Origin of the sequence: Labilibaculum manganireducens, assembly GCF_963665805.2 — a bacterium.
Taxonomy (GTDB): Bacteria; Bacteroidota; Bacteroidia; order Bacteroidales; family Marinifilaceae; genus Labilibaculum; species Labilibaculum manganireducens.
Map to the genome: position 1 here is coordinate 1,362,916 of NZ_CAXXEE010000003.1, position 17,463 is coordinate 1,380,378.

Sequence of the window (17,463 nt, forward strand, 5' to 3'; positions counted from 1 at the left end):
CCTTTTTAAGGAGATCCCGATAGAGAGAGGCTTGTTGAAAGCGATATAACAATTACAAAAGCAGAAACATGATCACAGTTCAAGATATACAAAACCAAAGTATTGCCGGTTTATTTGAGCAATATCCTTTTCTTCCCGGATTTTTTGAGGAGAACACATTACAGGTTAATGAGCAGATTAACGAAAAGCTAATCGATTATCTGAAGTTTTTGGATGATGAGGAAGAGGCTGAGAACAGAGCCATTGATAAAGATCAGTTTTTGAATTCGATGACGATCTATATTTCTCAGATGCTCGAATTTTTGGGTGAAGATGAGGATGATGGAGTTCATAGTATTAGCATTCTTCCCGGAACCAATAAATCGGGCGAAGCCGAGCAGTTTGGTGAATTAAAAATCAGTAAAAGCGAGATTGTTTGTATTGTTGGACCCACCGGATCGGGAAAAAGCAGATTGCTTGCCGATATCGAGTGGGTAGCCCAAAAGGATACCCCAACTTCGCGAACCATTTTGGTGAACGAAGAAATGGGAGACCAAAAATGGCGGGTAAGTTCAGGACACAAATTGGTTGCTCAGCTATCGCAGAATATGAACTTTGTCATGGATCTATCGGTTTATGAGTTTTTGGAGCTGCATGCACAAAGCAGATTGGTTGAAGATATTGAAGGTGTTATTGCCAAGATTATAGAAGAAGCCAATAAGCTTGCGGGAGAAAAGTTTGAGTTAACTACTCCTATTACAAGTTTGAGTGGTGGACAATCGAGAGCCTTGATGATTGCTGATACTGCCATTTTGAGTAAGTCGCCGATTATTTTGATTGATGAAATTGAGAATGCAGGTATCGACCGCAAAAAAGCACTCGATTTGCTGATTGGCGAAGAAAAGATTGTATTGATGGCAACTCACGACCCTATGTTGGCTTTAATGGGCGACAAGCGAATAGTAATCAAGAATGGTGGAATTCACAAAGTGATTGAAACCAGCGATGAAGAGAGAAAGTTGTTGGTTGATTTGGAACGTATGGATGCTGTGGTTCAAAACATGAGAACAAGACTTCGTAATGGTGAAATCATTAAAAAGGAAGACATTGGGTTTTAATTATAAATGATGAATTATTAATTAGGAATTAAAAATTAAAATACGGTATTGAGAGTTATGAGGATCTCAGATCTAGTATCTCATTTCTCATATCTAAATTAAAAGGAGATAAAATTATGCATGACGGATGCGCAGGAAGTTTCGAGAATGGAAAACAAGTAGTTGACAAAGTAAGAATGATGGGTTTTGCTCAGCAATTAATGCCAATGCCTTTGGATATTGAATGTCATGGCTGTAAAGAAACCTTCACCATGGAAGAATTCGAAGGACATTGTCCGAAATGTGATATGGTACACGGTGTAACGCCTTGTCACGCTTTTGATCCGAACAACATTATGGCGGCAGGTATCGGCTATTAATTTTTTAACTGCAGGGACATGCCATGGCGTGTCTATATGGAATAAGATTGGAAGGAAAATCCCAACAGAGCAATTGTTCTGTTGGGATTTTTCATTTTCAGACAGCCTTCCTGGTGCGTTTTCGCAATTTTGCAATCCGATCGGCATAATAAACCCTCAATTCTTCGACTTCGGGATACCTCAACCTATCCTTCTCCTCAAGGAGAAGAGAACACATCTCCAAATCAGCACAAATCAGAAACTCCCTTTCTCTTTTAAGAGAAGGGGCTGGGGGATGAGGTGTCCTGTTGAATGAGAAGAGAACACATCTCCAAATCAGCGCAAATCAGAAACTCCCTTTCTCCTTTAGGAGAAGGGGTTGGGGGATGAGGTGTTTTGGAAATCCGGATTAGTTTTACATGTATCATCTTCGGGATGCCTCAACCTATCCTTCTCCTTAAGGAGAAGAGAACACATCTCCAAATCAGAAACTCCCTTTCTCCTTTAGGAGAAGTGGCTGGGGGATGAGGTGTCCTGTTGAATGAGAAGAGAACACATCTCCAAATCAGCACAAATCAGAAAACTCCCTTTCTCCTTTAGGAGAAGTGGCTGGGGGCTGAGGTGTTTTGTTTTGCCAATACAGCACCAAAACGAACTTTATTTTTAACTTTTTCTTCCACAATACATTTTTCCCTATCTTCAGCTACTGCAAAAATTAACTGCAACATGAAGAAACGGCTTATCATATTATCGGATTTGTGGGGATTTGAAGAGGCGGTATGGATGCATTCTTATCAAAAGATATTGAATCCGTACTTCGAAATAGAATACTTCGATTCCCGTAAGTTGGTTGATCTTGATTTGTCGGATAATTCGGAAGGACGGCTTCATGCCAGGTTTGTAAACGGAGGAATTGATCGTGGAGTATACAAACTTGGCCTGCAGGAGAAAGAGACCATTATTGTTCTTGCCTTTAGTGTAGGAGGGGTAATTGCATGGAAAGCCGGGCTGAAAGGTCTTAATATCTCCACTCTTTATGCTATCTCATCAACTCGGTTGAGATATGAAAAGGAAAAGCCGGACTGTAAGTGTGTCCTTTATTTCGGAGCCAACGATCGATACAAACCAGATGCAAAATGGTTTCAGGATTTGAATCTTGATTTTAATTTAATAGAAGATAAAGAGCATGAAATGTATAGGGAAGATGATTTCGCAGAAAGCCTTTGTCAAAAAATAATAAAAGAACAAACCGAAGCCGGAAACCAGTTAATAAATTGATTAAACAGTAGAGTTGTAATACGAATATTATTAAAAAAAATATCATGGAAAATAAAGAATATTCTAAAATTTACCGAATTATTCATTGGGCAATAGCTGTTTCTTTTTTACTGTTGTTAGCAACTATATTTTTGAGATCAACTTGGTTGAATAAAAATAATGTGGCAGATATTATACAGAATTATTTGGTGAGTATTGATCTGTCTTTATCGCATGACCAGCTCGTTCGTTTAGCAAAACAAATACGACAACCAATGTGGAATTGGCATTTGTACATTGGATATGTATTGGTTGGGTTATTTGCGGTTCGTTTCACGATTCCATTTTTTGGACAAATGAAAATTCAAAATCCACTGGATAAAAATTTATCAGTAAAAGAGAAAATTCAAAAATGGACGTACATCATTTTTTATGTATGTGTATTGATTTCATTAATTACCGGAATTTTTATAGAATGGGGACCGAAAAGTTTGAAAAAATCAATGGAAGGAATACATGTACTTTCTAATTATTACTTGATTCCTTTTATCGCAATTCATTTGGCGGGGGTTTTAATTGAGGAAGTTACGAGTAAAAAAGGAACCGTTTCGAGAATAATAGGAGGATTGAAAGGTTAGAACCGCATTGGTAAAATTGACAAAGATGAATAAGGAACACATTATAGGCAGAACCGTAGAATTTGTAAAACAAACACTTGCCGATGCTGAAGGCGGGCACGACTGGTGGCACATCTATCGGGTTTGGAAATCGGCAAAAGAGTTGGCTAAGACAGAAAAGGTAGATTTGTTTGTGATAGAGCTGGGTGCTTTGCTTCACGACATTGCCGATTCTAAATTTTACGATGGAGATGAGGAAATTGGCCCGCGTTTGGCCAGAGAATTTCTTTGCTCCCTTTCGGTGGATGAGCAAACCATTCTTCATGTAGAGAACATCATTACCAACATCTCGTTTAAAGGAGGCAGGGAAGTTCAGAAATTTAAATCGCCGGAGCTGGATGTGGTGCAGGATGCCGACCGGATGGATGCCATTGGCGCCATAGGCATTGCCCGGACTTTTAACTACGGCGGGCATAAAAACCGCGAAATATACAACCCAGGCATTCCTCCCAACCTAAACATGACGAAAGAGGAATACAAAAACAGCGATGCGCCAACCATCAATCACTTCTACGAAAAATTGCTTTTGTTAAAAGATAGAATGAACACAAATGCAGGTAAAGCGATGGCCGAAAAACGCCATGCTTTTATGCAGGTATATCTTAATCACTTTTATCAGGAGTGGGAAGGGAAATAAGTTCCAAGGAGAAAGGCAAAAGTCCGTCAGTGGTTTTCATTCCTTACGTTGACTGGAAAGTCGAGAAGTCGAAAGGTCAAACAGTCCAACAGTCAAGAATAAGCCAATTTACTAGTTCTCCCATCTTGAGGGGAGATCCCGACAGGGAGAGGGGTGCTTTGAAAGTTAAAGAGTCTTGAAGAGTCAAACAGTTCAATAGTCGAAAAGTACAAAATGGAAGTGTGGATTATTTTCAATTGCTTTAGCTGTTGCATTGTTTTGGGAAGTCTTGAAAAGTCAAAGAGTTGCTGTTGCATTGTATGGCATAACTCACCTAAATCATAGCCGGTTCCTCCAATTTCAGCCCTGACTCACATGCAAAGCCTGTTTTTGTTCCGAATTACCCTTCACTTCATTAGAAATGATCGATTCTCACATTGCTTGCAGCCTTTTCTCTAAAGAAAAGGCCAGAAATGAACTCGTATTTGCATTGCCGAAGAGAAAATGGACAGTTTGACATGCTCACAAGCCCTTTTTTATAAGGAAATATCCGAATTTGCATTAAAATGAATACCGCCGAAGAGAATTTGATCATATTAACATTCAATTCGCCCATTTCACATCAGAATTGCTCACAATTACATTCAAATCGTTCATTGCCGAAGAGAAAACGCTCAAATTTGCACAAACGAGTTCATTTTTAATCAGAAATCTGCCAATTTGTCCTTCACTTATCAATGCCGAAGAGGAATTACTTGCATTGGTACTGAAATGCACAATGCCGAAGAGGAATCGCTTGCATTGGTACTGAAATGCACAATGCCGAAGAAGAATTACTTGCATAAATCTATTTGTGCTTGAATCACGAAGAGTAATCCCTTCAATTTTCCATTCAATACTTGGTTGCATCCTAAACTTTATAGACAGCATCGAACTATTGATTATAATTTGCTGGATTTGGATTTGTGGAACGGGAATGGGTGTTGTTGCTCTATATTTTTGGCCTCAAATGACCTCGACTAAATATTTGAAATTCGTAAAGATAGATTATGAAGAACAAATAAGTAATAAAGACTTCAAGTTGCTAAGAAAACTTGCAGGTGAACGTATTGGCGAGAAATATGCAGAGCCGGATAATTAAGATTTCAAAAGTGTGGGGTTTGCAATTTTCTTCCTTAGGCACCGGGAGCCCAATAAATTTCAGAAAGACAATCAGACTCAAAAAAAAAGTATAACTTGATTGCAATTGATTTAGGGTTTTAGACAAATTACTGTTAGCTGTACTATAAATAAGAGAATATGATTGAGATCTATTATAAGAATAATGCGATACAGAAATATAAATCGATTGATGAAATTGAATATTTACCAGACAATATATTCAGTATCCGGTTTATTGATTTTAGGAATTCAGATTTGGAACTGATTTCTGAAAAGTTTGATCTTGATTTAACTTCTTTCAGTAAAAAAGAAGATATCGAAATAAGTTCCCATTATATCGATTCACCTGACCAGTTGTCTTTAAACTTTACGATTCCAAGCTATTCTTCCAGTGATTTTTTTGAGGAAAAAGACATTTCCATTCTGATTAAAAACGAAATTGTATTTACATTTCTTTCACCCGATATAGAAGATAGCTTGAATCAATTAACACAATCTATTTATAATTTTGAGAACACAAAAATTGACACCTATCATCAACTTTTCATTTTTCAAATAGGGGTAATCTCCGATTACTATGCTGATATTGTCGAGCTGATTTCAAAAAAAATCAGAGACCTTTTCCAAAATACGCTCAAATCGAAACAATTCAAGGAAAATGACTTGGATTACATTGCCGGATTAAGGTTCAATAATCTTCTTATTCGGGAATCCCTTTCCGAGTTTCAAAGGATTCTTCTTCTTTTAAAAAAGAGCTATAAAAATAAGAACCACACATCCATTAAAATTAGTGAAGAACTAAACGATCTTAGAGTAATAGCAGATTATTTGCAATACAATTTTAATAGATTGGATGATTTGCATGGGAATATAAATTCGAAGATAGAATTGGAACAAAATAAGATTTTTAAAATTCTTACCATCATTACAGTATGCATATCACTGCCTACTTTAATTGCAGGTGTATATGGAATGAATTTTAAATACATGCCGGAGTTGGAATGGGATTTCGGATATCCATTTACTGTTCTGGGTTTAATTCTGAGTTTTATTATCCCATTAGTCTATTTTAAAAGAAAGAAATGGTTTTAAAATCGTATCGAACGAATAACAATACAATCAATAATACTTAAGAATATAAGCAAGTAGATTATAGCTTATAAGACAAATTGGCCTTATTCCAACAAACTTAATCATGACAAATAAAATCAAAATTACAATTGCATTTCTCTGCCTTGCGGCAGGAGTAACTTATCATTTTTATTTCCAGGGCAGGATTGTTATTATCGACGAAGAAATTACGGATTTTCTTTCGGGTTTTTTAAGTGGTGCAGGAGCAAGTATCCTGCTTGTCAGTATTTTCAGGAAGGATAAAAAACAGCTTGCATCAGGTTCTGAGCAGTAAGAAGTAAATAAAAAAGATTGACCTAACAACAACGCGCAAATGGAAAAATCAGTAAACAAAGGAGTTCAGGAATTTATAGACAAAACGGGAGCAAGTGATCCTATAAAGCATCAGATTTTACTTGAGCTGCGTAAGATTGTTTTTGAGAATTTCGCTGATGTTAAGGAACGAATGATGTATGGTGGCATCCTGTTTTCTCTTGACGACGATTTTGGAGGTGTGTTCGTATATAAGAATCATGTTTCTTTTGAGTTTGGTAATGGATTCTTATTTCAGGACCCTGAAAAGCTGCTGGAAGGAAATGGTAAATATCGCCGCCATGTAAAAATCAAATGCCTTGATGAGGTGAAAACAAAGAAGCTTGATTTTTTTGTGAAACAATCTCAAATGGACGAACAATAAATGTTGCAAGAGGGTGTCCGAAAAGTAAAGTTTTATTTGAAAATGTCATGTTGAGCGAAGTCGAAACATCTGTTATTCAAAGATAAAGATTCTTCGTCCCGATTCATCGGGATCAGAATGACAATAAGATTGACCTTTTTGGACACCCTCTTTTTTATTTCACCTGATTTCTCCAGCTAAGATCACAAGCTTCGTTTAAAATTGTATAAACATCATATTCGGTAAGGCTGGTCTTATTTAGTAACTGATCGCGGAAATTATCGGCATACATGTTCATATAACTAAAATCGGCTCCTGAGCCCAATAGATTTCGGGCATAAGGAGTAAATAATTTTACAAGCTCATCCAAAACTTCTTGTCTGGTAGATTGCTTGTTTAGTACGGATAAATTATTCATAATTTATTGTTTTTTATAAGAAAACATTTTGCGGTAGCAGCGTTTGCGTTTGTGCTGAATGTGATCGAATGATTTCCAAAGCTGAATAGCTACATGATTGTTCTCAAGCATTCCGGTTGTTTCCGCAAATTTTAGTCCGTCACTATTTGATGTTTTTAGCAATTCATTCATCAATATGGATACGAATCCCAGTTTTTGGCAGTCGTGATCTACACCAGTCAGCATCAAATCCATTTCGGTAGGATGTTTAAGTGCCTTTTTCAGATGCCACCATCCGAATGGTAATAATTTGCCCTTGGCTTTTTGCAGGGCTTTCGATAAGGAAGGCAAAGCAATAATGAATCCAACCAATTTATCTTCTTTGTTTAAAATGATTTTAACGTATCGGGGATTCAGAATGGGAAAGTATTTTGAAATGTAGAAACGGATTAACTTTTCGGGGAGTTTAATAGAGCCAAACAAATCGGAGAAGGCATCGTTAAAAACCTTAAATATTTTTTCTTTGTAGGGTTCCAGCTCTTTTTTTGTTGTGAAGTTTACGGTTTGCAAATCATATCTTTTTTTGATTAGTTCGGCAACCCGGCTTGCTTTTTCCGGAGTTTCTTCCGGCAGACTGATTCTGAATTCCAACCAGTCAATTTCCTTCACATAAGCCAACCTTTCGAAATGGTTTTGATAGTAGGCAAAATGATAATCGGAAGCCATGGAAGGAAGCCATTCATGTCCTTCAATCAACAAACCGGCATGATCTAAGTTCGAAAATCCCAGCGGTCCGCTCACACCAATCATACCTTCACTTTTTAGCCATTCTTCAGCCACTGCAAAAAGTTTTTCGGAAACTTCATGGCTGTCAACAAATTCCATTCGGGTAATCCGGCCAATTTTCTCACCTTGTTTTTCGATACACAAGTGGTTTACAATGGCGCCTATTCGGCCAACTATTTTGCCATTTTTGTAAGCCAGCCAAAATTTAGCCTTGCAAAAATCAAAAGCGGGATTCTTTTCGGGCAGTAAGAGTTCCAGTTCGCCTGCTTTAAAAGGAGGTACCCAAAATTCATTATTCTTATACAATTTAAACGGAAAGTTAACGAATGCTTTGCGTTGATTTTGATTTTGAACTTCTGCGATTTGGATACTCATAAAAAATATGTTTAGGCGAATTCAGCATCATCAATGATACTCCTTTCCTGAATAGATTTGTGGAAGGCTAAAAGTAAGGAATAATGGCTGTAATACCTACTCGTGAAATTAAAGGGAAATTAAATTTAGAATGTTTATACTTAAGATCAGGCCGGGTTTTTAGTTATGGCTGGTTCTTTGTTTTCTTGTAAACACCCAGGCACCAATAATTGCTGTGAAAGGAGCAACAAGCACCAACCCAAAACTCCCGACCAATGTGTGCAGTATTTCACCTGAAACGTAATTTAGGTTCAGGATATTAATCATTGGGGTTCCGTGTGCAATGCTAATTATATTTTTGGCATATTCTAATATTATTGTAAATTGGTGAATAGTTGTGATAAAAGGTCAAAAAGATATGATAAAAGCAATTTAGAGGGTGTTTTTAGAGGTGAATAAAAAACACTATGAATAATTGAGAATATAATTGAATATAGATAATAGAGACTAGAGTCTTGGGTGTCTTTAAAGTGCCAAGGCATAATTAAAAGATAAATTACATATGCAAAATTTAGTAAATATTCATGGGGTTAAGATTCTAAGTAAAGTGGAACAAAGAAAAATTAGTGGTGGACAGCCAGTATTAAAATCGTGTGGACCTGAGGGAGAATGCCCTTCTGGTTTTTGTTGTCGAGGTGGAGCCTGTATTGATGATACTCCTGTAAATGGAACTATTCCTGCATGCGATCCGATGTAGAAATTAACATCAAAATCCTGCTTAATTTGTAATTATACGTTTAAATTGAAGTACTTCGCTTCAATATAGAATCCATATGTATTTCAAAGTAATATAAGTTTTCTCCAACCTTTGAATTTAATGAGTTATAGAAGCAGTGTAATAGAAATTAATTCGTTAAGAGACTGTTTTTTATTTGAGAGAAATGGTCTCTTGTTTTTTTCTCGTAAACACCCAGGCACCAATAATTGCTGTGAAAGGAGCAACAAGCACCAATCCAAAACTCCCGACCAATGTGTGCAGTATTTCACCTGAAACGTAATTTAGGTTCAGGATATTAATCATTGGGGTTCCTTGCGCAATAAATACCATTAATAAAGCTGAAAATCCGCCTGAATAGGCAAGAAGCAGAGTTGTTGTCATTGTTCCTACAACGGCTTTTCCTACCGAGAAACCTGATTTCCGTAACTGTTTGGCTGTAATGCTGTTGTTTTGTTGGTACACTTCAGCCTGCGAAGCGGCAATATCCATAGCAATATCCATTACGGCTCCTGATGAGGAGATGAAAATTCCGGCCAGAAAAATTTCCGTTAAGTTTAGATATGAATAGCCTGAATAGAGCAAGGTTTCGGAAAACGGTTTAATGGCACCATGAATATTGAATAGTTTTCCAAAGAGTATGGCCATGATACAGGTGACAGCGATACCACTCAAGGCTCCGAAAAAGGCCACAAGCCCTTTTCTATTGGTTCCGGCTACCAAAAAGATGATTACAGAGGTAAGCAAAGCAACGATACCCAGCGAGAGAGGGATTGGGGCATAACCTTTAAGTAATCCGGGCAATAGTAATTTCCAAATAGTGATTCCGGCAAAAAGAAACGAAAGCATTGCCTTTACACCGGTCCATCCTGCAAAGGAAACCAGAAAAAGAACAAATAATCCAAGTAAGAAAGCTTCCAGATTAATTCTGTAATGATCGATTACATTGGCGCTGATTATTTCAGATTTATTCTGATTAAAATTAAGAACCGTGAGTGTTTTATCACCGGGGAAAAAATATTTATCGAATTCCATTCTTCCAATCAACTGATTAAAGGCAGTCAGTTCTTTTCCTTTGAATTTCCCGTTTAATATTTTAATCTGAACTGTTTGCGATCCTGTTTTTAGAATTCCGGTTTCTACAACAAGAGAATTATCTGTTGCTAAAACCAAGGCTTTTACACGTTCTGAATTTTCATAATTATTCTCAGAAAATCCTGTGGGAAGATATAGTATAACTGTACTTAAAATCAGAAGCAAACCAACCAATATAAGATCTGATTTTTGAGGAAGCTGGAATTTGAACATAGTTGTAAAGGTATTGAAAAGTTGAAAGTTTTGAGGAGTCTTGAATGGTCGAAAGGTGAAATAACCATGGACTTTTCGGCTTGATAAAAAAACGCCCTGCTAAGCTGCAGGGCGTTTCATATCTATTTCAGATTTTATTTGTTTTCAATCAGTTTCATCAGGTTTTTAGGAATGTCGATATTGTCAAAAAAACCAGTAAACAAACTTGCTCCGGTACCAATTGAGCGAATAGGTATTGGTGAAGCCGTGTGCGAATAAGATGTCCAGCCGATACCTGCTTTGTGCGATAGAATATGGCAAGCAGTTACGGTAAATGGATCGTAACTTCCGTACAGCAAATAGAACTGATCATTTTTTGTCATTTCATCAGCATAAGTCATACTCTTTTCAAAGGCATCTTTCAATTGCTGCATTTCAAATGGTGATAATTGAAGGCCTTTTGATGCATCACCCAGACCAAAATGTTCTTTTACCAGTTCCAAACCATCAGCAACGCTGTAATTATCTGCATGTTCTTGTTTGTACAAAGCTAATTTATCTGAAAAAGCCTCGTAAGATATGTTTTGGTATTGAAGTAAATTAAAAGACGAGTCGTAATGACTGCCGGCAAATCCCAATGCCAAACCTCCAGTTTCGTGATCGCCGCAAACAAGAATTAATGTTTCTTCAGGATGTTTATTGTAGAATTCCATAGCTGTTGCCACAGCTTTATCGAATTGTAATACTTCTTTTATTACCGAAGCAGCATCGTTGGCATGACTTGCCCAGTCAATTTTTCCTCCTTCAACCATCATGAAAAAGCCATTGCTGTTATCTAAAAGCTGAATGCCTTTTTCGGTAAAATCGGCCAATGAAATATCCGCTCCGTTTTTCTGATCTATTGAATAGGGAAGGGCAGAGCCTGCGGCTAATTTGGGAGCAATAGCAATAATTTTATCATCTCCTTTTTTTAGCTTTTTAAAATCATGAACCGTATTTACAAAAGTATATCCTCTCGATTCAGCAACTTTCATAGAGTTAGGTTCTTTATCTTCAATATCTTCAGTTGCTCCCATTCCAAAATTCGACAGGGAACTTTCTTCTGTTGTTTTGCCATCTCCCTCAGGATGCTTAAACCCACCACCAGCAAAATAATTGAAATCGCTTTTACTTAAATCCAGGCTGATTTTATAATACATGTTTCGGGTAGGCTGATGAGCATAGAAAGTTGCCGGTGTAGCATGATCGATAGAAACCGATGATACAATTCCAACTTTATAGCCTTTTTCTTTTGCCATTTCAGCAATGGTTTTTAATGGCTGCAATCTTTGTGCATCCATCGAAATGGTGTTAATTGTAGTTTTATGTCCGGTAGCCAGTGCAGTACCTGCAGCGGCAGAACCTGTAATGAATCGGTTGAGTGCGTAGGTGGTATAAAATCCTTGATTAGGAAGAGTACTCAACTGTAATTTTTTAATGCCGTTCCCGTTTTCCAAAGATCCCAAGTAGGCTTCTGCCGCATTGGTTTGCGATAAGCCCATACCATCGCCTATAAAATAGAAAATATATTTGGGCGCTTTACTTTTGTAAGAATCTCTTTTGCTGGGTTGAGCAATGCTGTTAAAGGAAATCAGCAGCAATGCAATGGCAAGAATTTGTTTCAAGTTGATCTTGGTTTGTAACATTTTATTTTGTTTAAATTTTACCAAATCTACTAATTAAATATTATTCGTAATGAGTTTAAATAGTTAATTTGATATTAATTTATAGTCGTGTTGTTTTTAAAAATCCCTAAGGTTTTCTTTGTTTCTGGAATTAAATAAATCTTTTCCTTCCGGCGTATAAAGAAAATCAATTTGTTCTTTAAAAAAGTCAATAACTTTGCTGCGAACCACTTTCATGGTAGAGTTTAGCAACTTATTTTCTTCGGTAAAAGCTTCGGGTAAAATTCCAATTGCTGTTGGCAGCCATCTGCGAGGAAACATGTCTTCGTGTTTTCCTCCCGGACGATACTCATTTAGCTCGTTTTGTATTAATTCCAAAGCTGCTGTTTGTCCTTCCTCCGATTCCAAAGTAAGATGGAGTGGTTTTAATCGAGCCAGAACAGCCCCTTTGTTGGGAACCACCAGTGCAATGGTATAAGGATTTTGGTTGTTATAAAGTAAACACTGATCAAGTAATGGTGATTGATCCACAAATGCTTCTTCAATTCCTTCGGGGCTAAATTTCTCACCATCATTGGCAATCAAAAGAGATTTGAAGCGGCCCAGTACATAAAGAAAACCATCCTGATCTACATAGCCCATATCGCCGGTATGCAACCAGCCGTCACGAAGAGTTTCAGCAGAGGCTTTATCGTTTTTCCAGTAGCCTTTCATTACATTACCACCTTTGATCACAATTTCGCCTTTTTCGCCAACAGGAACTGTATTTCCATTGTCGTCACAGATTTTTAAATCCATATTGGGAACAATAAAGCCCGATGATCCTAATTTATGATTGTGGTGGGCATTGGAAGAAATAATCGGCGAAGCTTCAGATAATCCATAACCTTGATACATAGGAATTCCAATTGCGTAAAAGAAGCGTTGCAGTTCAATATCTAACAGAGCACCTCCGCCAACAAAGAATTTTAAGTTGCCGCCAAAATTTTCTCTCACTTTCGAAAAAAGTATTTTGTCATAGAACATGTATATTGGCTTTAGAAACATACGTGTTCCTTTTCCTTTATTCCAGCCGGCATCATTGTATTTGTAGGCTACTTCAAGAGCCTTATTAAAAAGTTTCTCGGCCTTAGGGCCTTTGGCTTTAATTCCTTTTTCGATATTCTTTTTAAAATTTTTAGCCAGAGCAGGAACACTTAAAATAATGTCGGGCTTAATTTCTTTGATATTATTGGGGATATTCTTTAATGCCTCCATAGGCGATTTACCTTGCTGAACAGCAGCAATCGAAGCACCTTTTAGCATGAAGCTGTAAATTCCCGCCGTGTGTGCAAATGAATGATCCCAAGGGAGAATTAACAAGGTTTTAAAGCTGGCAGGAATTTCCATCAAATTCGATGCCTGATACACATTACTCGCGTAGTTGTTGTGTGTAAGAATAATTCCTTTCGGATCGGCAGTGGTTCCGGAAGTGTAGGAGATGTTTGCATCATCATCTGCCGCAATGTTTTTTTGAATCTCTTTAAGTTTGGATTTATCATTTTCAGATAACTCTTCACCCATTTTCAGTAGTTGAGAAAGTGAAATTTCCTTCTCCTGAAGCTCAATATTTTTATCAAGAACAATTATGGTTTCAATATTCTCCAATTGGTCTTTAATTGATCTGATTTTTTCGAGATGATTGTTTGAAACAACAACAATACGGGCTTCCGAATGATTAAGGCGAAATTTAAGTTCGTTTTGAGCATCCAGCTTTACAGATAAAGGAACATTTACCGCACCGGCAAATAAAATTCCAAGCTCGGAGAGCACCCATGCATTTCTCCCTTCGGAAAGAAGCCCGATTCGATCTGCTTTTTGAATCCCTAAAGAAAACAAGCCGGCCGCAAATAGCTGCACCTCGTCGTATAGTGATTGGTAACTAACAGATTGATAGTCTGAATTGGCTTTCTCCCACAGAAAAGGATTTTCACCAAACAGATCAACGCTGTTCTCAAAGAGTTGTATGATAGTTTTCATTTACTTCTATATTGTAAGAATGTTCTTGATTTTTAACGAGTTTCAAAAATAGCTGATTAGCCCGTTTTAAACAAGCTGTATGTATTAAAAAATTGTGAATGTATTTTAGTGCCGCTGCTTTAATATGTAAATAGCTAAAAACCTGCAAAAACTCCTTGATTTTCGTGTGAAGAATATCTAATTTCCCACTCGTTTTATTGAATGAAATTAATAAATGTTTTTTCTAAATCTTTTTCACCCAAAAGCGGGTTTTAGTTGTCTTTAAAGAAAGGATAATTAATAAATTACGACACAAACAACAACAACATACATAAGCCTAAACTAAATGAGTAATCTGGAAAAATATTTTAAAAAGTTTCGTAAAAATACGATTGGTCACGATGCCAGCTTTTATTCCCCATTCGGAAAGCAAAGAATTATTTACGGCGATTGGATTGCAAGTGGTCGCTTATATGCACCCATAGAAAAGAAAATAGCGGAAGAATTTGGTCCGTATGTAGCAAACACGCATACTGAAACGAACGAAACTGGTACTTTAATGACTCAATCCTATCGTCGGGCTCAAGAGTTGATTAAAAAGCATGTAAATGCAGATTCTGATGATGTAATTATTCATGCCGGTTTCGGAATGACTGCGGTTATTAATAAGCTGCAGAGGATTTTAGGTTTGAAAGGTTGTGGAATTTTAGGACGACATGCCTGTCAGAAAGAAAGAGAAAAACCAGTTGTGTTTATTACACATATGGAGCATCACTCCAATCAAACTTCATGGTACGAAACCAATGTTGATGTAGTTGTGATTCCTCCAGGGAATGATTTGACTATTGATCTGAACGAGTTGAGAAATCAGTTGGAGAAATACAAGGAACGTAAAATGAAAATCGGATCCTTTACTGCTTGCTCTAATGTTACCGGTATTGCGACTCCATTTCATCAAATGGCTAAATTAATGCACGAATTTGGTGGGATTTGTTTTATTGATTTTGCAGCCTCAGCACCTTACGTTGAAATTAACATGCATCCTGAAGATGAAATGGAAAAGTTGGATGGGATTTTCTTTTCACCCCATAAATTTTTAGGCGGTCCGGGTTCTTCCGGGGTAATGATTTTTGATTCAAAATTATACAAGAACGAAGTCCCCGATAATCCGGGCGGAGGAACAGTAGATTGGACCAATCCATGGGGGAAATACAAATACGTTGATAGTATTGAAGCCCGTGAAGATGGCGGAACACCTGGATTTCTGCAGTCGATTCGAATTGCTTTGGCAATTGAAGTGAAAAATCAGATGGGTACTAAAAATATTGCTGCAAGAGAAGAAGAGCTTCTCAATTTGGCATTCGATCGTTTAAAAGCAGTTAAAGACGTACATGTACTTGCCGAGAATATAAAGTCACGTTTGGGAATATTGTCTTTTTATGTAGAGTACATTCATTACAATCTTTTGGTAAAACTGTTGAACGACCGTTTTGGAATTCAAGTACGCGGCGGTTGCGCCTGTGCAGGAACCTATGGTCATTATCTGTTGGAGGTAAGTCAGGAACAGTCTGATGCGATCACAAGTGAAATTACATCAGGCGATTTAACTCACAAACCAGGATGGGTACGTTGGTCTCTGCATCCTACAACAACAAATAAAGAGGTTTTGTTTTTTATTGATAGTCTCGAAAAAATTGTGGAGAATTTCGAAGACTGGAAAAATGATTATTCTTACAATCGCAAAACAAATGAGTTTTTCTATAGTGGAAATCAAGAAGTCAAGAAAAAGATTGTTGTTAATGATTTATTCAAATTCTAATAAATTTGTCTCTTCTTTATAGATATGATTTTAATCCTGAGAATTTCTTTTCAGGATTTTTTTATATTTTTGATTTGAATAAAAAATAAAGATAAACGTGTACGATATTATAGGAGATGTTCATGGTGAGGCTGCAACATTGCAGCATATGTTGCTTAGTCTGGGCTATATTGAAGGGGAGGAAGGATATTTTCATCCTGAAAGAAAAGCTGTTTTTGTTGGAGATTATGTGGATAGGGGACCCCATATTTTTGAGACACTCAGAATAATCCGGGAAATGGTTACTGCCGGTAATGCTTTTGCTATAGTGGGAAATCACGAACTGAATGTACTTACTTATTATACCAAAGATAATGATGGTCTGTTTTTAAAAGGGCATAATTTGAAAAACAAAACTCAAATTAAAAAGACCTACGAAGAGTTTAAATTGGATAAGGTGAAACGAAAATCTTATCTGAAATGGTTACGGTCATTGCCTTTGTATTTGGAGTTGGATGGATTTCGTGTTGTTCATGCTTGCTGGGATCAGGAAGCGATAGAACTTCTGAAAAAGGAAAACCCGGAAAATTGTTTGAGTAAGGAGTTTTTAAGAAAAATAAATTTTGAAAGAGGCAAAGTATTTGATGCTGCCATGCTTCTGTTAAAAGGGAGAGAGTTTGCGTTTCCTGATAATTTGGTGCTGAAGGATGATTATGGTTTTAAACGTTCAGCTTATCGGATTAAATGGTGGGAGCCGATGAATGGGAAAAGTTTTGATGAGATTTCATTTGGAAACAGATTTCGCTTGCCCCAATACACCATTCCATCTCAACTCTACTTTGATATTCCACTTTACTCCGAAGATGAATATCCGGTATTTTTTGGACATTATTGTTTGGGAGATAAAGCAGGTGTTGTTCGTAGTAATTTATGCTGCGTGGATGGCTGCATTGCTAATGACGGCGTTTTTGTTGCCTATCGTTGGGATAATACACTTCCATTGAGTCAGAAGAATATTGTTTCGGTAAAAAAAGTTAAGAAATCTTTGGTGAAGTAGACAGAATATTGCTCTCTATTTGTTTCGTTTTTTCTTCCAGTAAATCAGAAATAAAATTCCGGAGAAGGAAAGGGGAATAAACAGGAGTAAAACCATCCAACTATTGGAATCAATAAATGCATAAAGAGTGATTAAAATACTGCTGATTACTAGCAGTAAACCACCCAGTCCAACTTTCCGGAAAGAGATTAGAAAGCCACAGCCATAGGCAATCGAAAGTAGATAAAAGAGCAATGTCCATCCTTCATTGCCAGCAGTTTCCTTACTTAATAAGGCAATAAATTCAGGCACTATAAATAGCATGAAGATACCTGTAATCAGGAATCCGATAATTCTGGCTGCAATAAGATAAAACTGCGATGAATCGTCTTGAAATAACGTGCGTTTTTCCATAGGTTATGCGCTTTCTGATAAT

Annotated in this window: 20 protein-coding genes; 11 read left to right on the forward strand and 9 right to left on the reverse strand. The window is 37.0% G+C overall.

What is annotated here, in order from left to right; translation table 11 throughout:
* The first annotated feature begins 68 nt into the window (after positions 1 to 68).
* Together ACHZAX_RS05105 and ACHZAX_RS05110 are read left to right on the forward strand one after the other, a co-directional pair.
* Complete coding sequence (locus ACHZAX_RS05105; protein ID WP_101311564.1) at positions 69 to 1,097, forward strand: ATP-binding cassette domain-containing protein; 1,029 nt, start codon at positions 69 to 71, stop codon at positions 1,095 to 1,097.
* 116 nt (positions 1,098 to 1,213) lie between these two features.
* Complete coding sequence (locus ACHZAX_RS05110) at positions 1,214 to 1,456, forward strand: hypothetical protein (protein WP_101308493.1); 243 nt, start codon at positions 1,214 to 1,216, stop codon at positions 1,454 to 1,456.
* A gap of 575 nt (positions 1,457 to 2,031) precedes the next feature.
* On the opposite strand, the gene ACHZAX_RS05115 is transcribed toward ACHZAX_RS05110, so the two are convergent.
* The gene (locus ACHZAX_RS05115) at positions 2,032 to 2,163 is read right to left on the reverse strand and encodes a hypothetical protein (protein ID WP_320018279.1); all 132 of its coding nucleotides are present in this window, start codon (positions 2,161 to 2,163) and stop codon (positions 2,032 to 2,034) included.
* Here ACHZAX_RS05115 and ACHZAX_RS05120 point away from each other — a divergent pair.
* The 3 genes from ACHZAX_RS05120 to ACHZAX_RS05130 are packed head-to-tail and all read left to right on the forward strand — an operon-like array spanning position 2,162 to position 4,006.
* The gene (locus tag ACHZAX_RS05120) at positions 2,162 to 2,713 is read left to right on the forward strand and encodes a hypothetical protein (RefSeq protein WP_320018280.1); all 552 of its coding nucleotides are present in this window, start codon (positions 2,162 to 2,164) and stop codon (positions 2,711 to 2,713) included. The genes ACHZAX_RS05115 and ACHZAX_RS05120 overlap by 2 nt on opposite strands.
* 44 nt (positions 2,714 to 2,757) lie before the next feature.
* Positions 2,758 to 3,330, forward strand: a complete 573-nt coding sequence (locus ACHZAX_RS05125) for a cytochrome b/b6 domain-containing protein (RefSeq protein WP_320018281.1) — start codon at positions 2,758 to 2,760, stop codon at positions 3,328 to 3,330.
* A gap of 25 nt (positions 3,331 to 3,355) precedes the next feature.
* Positions 3,356 to 4,006 carry an HD domain-containing protein gene (locus ACHZAX_RS05130; RefSeq protein ID WP_101308490.1) on the forward strand — a complete coding sequence of 217 codons (651 nt, stop codon included), beginning with the start codon at positions 3,356 to 3,358 and terminating at the stop codon, positions 4,004 to 4,006.
* Positions 4,007 to 4,588: 582 nt separating this feature from the next.
* Here ACHZAX_RS05130 and ACHZAX_RS05135 read toward each other — a convergent pair.
* Positions 4,589 to 4,894 carry a hypothetical protein gene (locus ACHZAX_RS05135; RefSeq protein ID WP_101308488.1) on the reverse strand — a complete coding sequence of 102 codons (306 nt, stop codon included), beginning with the start codon at positions 4,892 to 4,894 and terminating at the stop codon, positions 4,589 to 4,591.
* 390 nt (positions 4,895 to 5,284) lie between these two features.
* Here ACHZAX_RS05135 and ACHZAX_RS05140 point away from each other — a divergent pair, with 390 nt between their 5' ends.
* The 3 genes from ACHZAX_RS05140 (at position 5,285) to ACHZAX_RS05150 (ending at position 6,953) form a co-directional block, all read left to right on the forward strand.
* On the forward strand, positions 5,285 to 6,238 hold the full coding sequence (locus tag ACHZAX_RS05140; protein WP_320018282.1) for a CorA family divalent cation transporter: 954 nt from the start codon (positions 5,285 to 5,287) through the stop codon (positions 6,236 to 6,238).
* 103 nt (positions 6,239 to 6,341) lie between these two features.
* Positions 6,342 to 6,551 (forward strand): hypothetical protein, encoded by a 210-nt coding sequence (locus tag ACHZAX_RS05145; protein ID WP_320018283.1) that lies wholly within the window; start codon positions 6,342 to 6,344, stop codon positions 6,549 to 6,551.
* 39 nt (positions 6,552 to 6,590) lie between these two features.
* On the forward strand, positions 6,591 to 6,953 hold the full coding sequence (locus ACHZAX_RS05150) for a DUF1801 domain-containing protein (protein ID WP_320018284.1): 363 nt from the start codon (positions 6,591 to 6,593) through the stop codon (positions 6,951 to 6,953).
* 154 nt (positions 6,954 to 7,107) lie between these two features.
* Here ACHZAX_RS05150 and ACHZAX_RS05155 read toward each other — a convergent pair whose 3' ends face one another.
* From ACHZAX_RS05155 to ACHZAX_RS05165, 3 genes are all read right to left on the reverse strand, one after another.
* A complete protein-coding gene (locus ACHZAX_RS05155; RefSeq protein ID WP_320018285.1) occupies positions 7,108 to 7,350 on the reverse strand; it encodes a hypothetical protein in 243 nt (80 codons plus the stop codon).
* 3 nt (positions 7,351 to 7,353) lie between these two features.
* Positions 7,354 to 8,490, reverse strand: coding sequence for a hypothetical protein (locus tag ACHZAX_RS05160; protein ID WP_320018286.1), 1,137 nt, complete (start codon positions 8,488 to 8,490; stop codon positions 7,354 to 7,356).
* 159 nt (positions 8,491 to 8,649) lie between these two features.
* The gene (locus ACHZAX_RS05165) at positions 8,650 to 8,871 is read right to left on the reverse strand and encodes a YibE/F family protein (RefSeq protein WP_320020422.1); all 222 of its coding nucleotides are present in this window, start codon (positions 8,869 to 8,871) and stop codon (positions 8,650 to 8,652) included.
* A gap of 160 nt (positions 8,872 to 9,031) precedes the next feature.
* Between ACHZAX_RS05165 and ACHZAX_RS05170 the strand changes: the two genes are divergently transcribed.
* Positions 9,032 to 9,226 (forward strand): hypothetical protein, encoded by a 195-nt coding sequence (locus tag ACHZAX_RS05170; RefSeq protein ID WP_101308482.1) that lies wholly within the window; start codon positions 9,032 to 9,034, stop codon positions 9,224 to 9,226.
* Between the two features lie 171 nt (positions 9,227 to 9,397).
* Here the strand turns inward: ACHZAX_RS05170 and ACHZAX_RS05175 are convergent, their stop codons facing one another.
* From ACHZAX_RS05175 to ACHZAX_RS05185, 3 genes are all read right to left on the reverse strand, one after another.
* On the reverse strand, positions 9,398 to 10,552 hold the full coding sequence (locus ACHZAX_RS05175; protein ID WP_320018287.1) for a YibE/F family protein: 1,155 nt from the start codon (positions 10,550 to 10,552) through the stop codon (positions 9,398 to 9,400).
* 134 nt (positions 10,553 to 10,686) lie between these two features.
* A complete protein-coding gene (locus ACHZAX_RS05180) occupies positions 10,687 to 12,216 on the reverse strand; it encodes an alkaline phosphatase (RefSeq protein ID WP_320018288.1) in 1,530 nt (509 codons plus the stop codon).
* A 96-nt stretch (positions 12,217 to 12,312) separates the two neighbouring features.
* Positions 12,313 to 14,214, reverse strand: coding sequence for an AMP-dependent synthetase/ligase (locus ACHZAX_RS05185; RefSeq protein WP_320018289.1), 1,902 nt, complete (start codon positions 14,212 to 14,214; stop codon positions 12,313 to 12,315).
* 325 nt (positions 14,215 to 14,539) lie between these two features.
* On the opposite strand from ACHZAX_RS05185, the gene ACHZAX_RS05190 reads away from it, so the two are divergent.
* On the forward strand, positions 14,540 to 16,012 hold the full coding sequence (locus ACHZAX_RS05190; protein ID WP_320018290.1) for an aminotransferase class V-fold PLP-dependent enzyme: 1,473 nt from the start codon (positions 14,540 to 14,542) through the stop codon (positions 16,010 to 16,012).
* A 97-nt stretch (positions 16,013 to 16,109) separates the two neighbouring features.
* On the forward strand, positions 16,110 to 17,048 hold the full coding sequence (locus tag ACHZAX_RS05195) for a metallophosphoesterase (RefSeq protein ID WP_101308476.1): 939 nt from the start codon (positions 16,110 to 16,112) through the stop codon (positions 17,046 to 17,048).
* 15 nt (positions 17,049 to 17,063) lie between these two features.
* On the opposite strand, the gene ACHZAX_RS05200 is transcribed toward ACHZAX_RS05195, so the two are convergent.
* On the reverse strand, positions 17,064 to 17,441 hold the full coding sequence (locus ACHZAX_RS05200; RefSeq protein WP_320018291.1) for a DUF7670 domain-containing protein: 378 nt from the start codon (positions 17,439 to 17,441) through the stop codon (positions 17,064 to 17,066).
* Between the last annotated feature and the right edge of the window lie 22 nt (positions 17,442 to 17,463).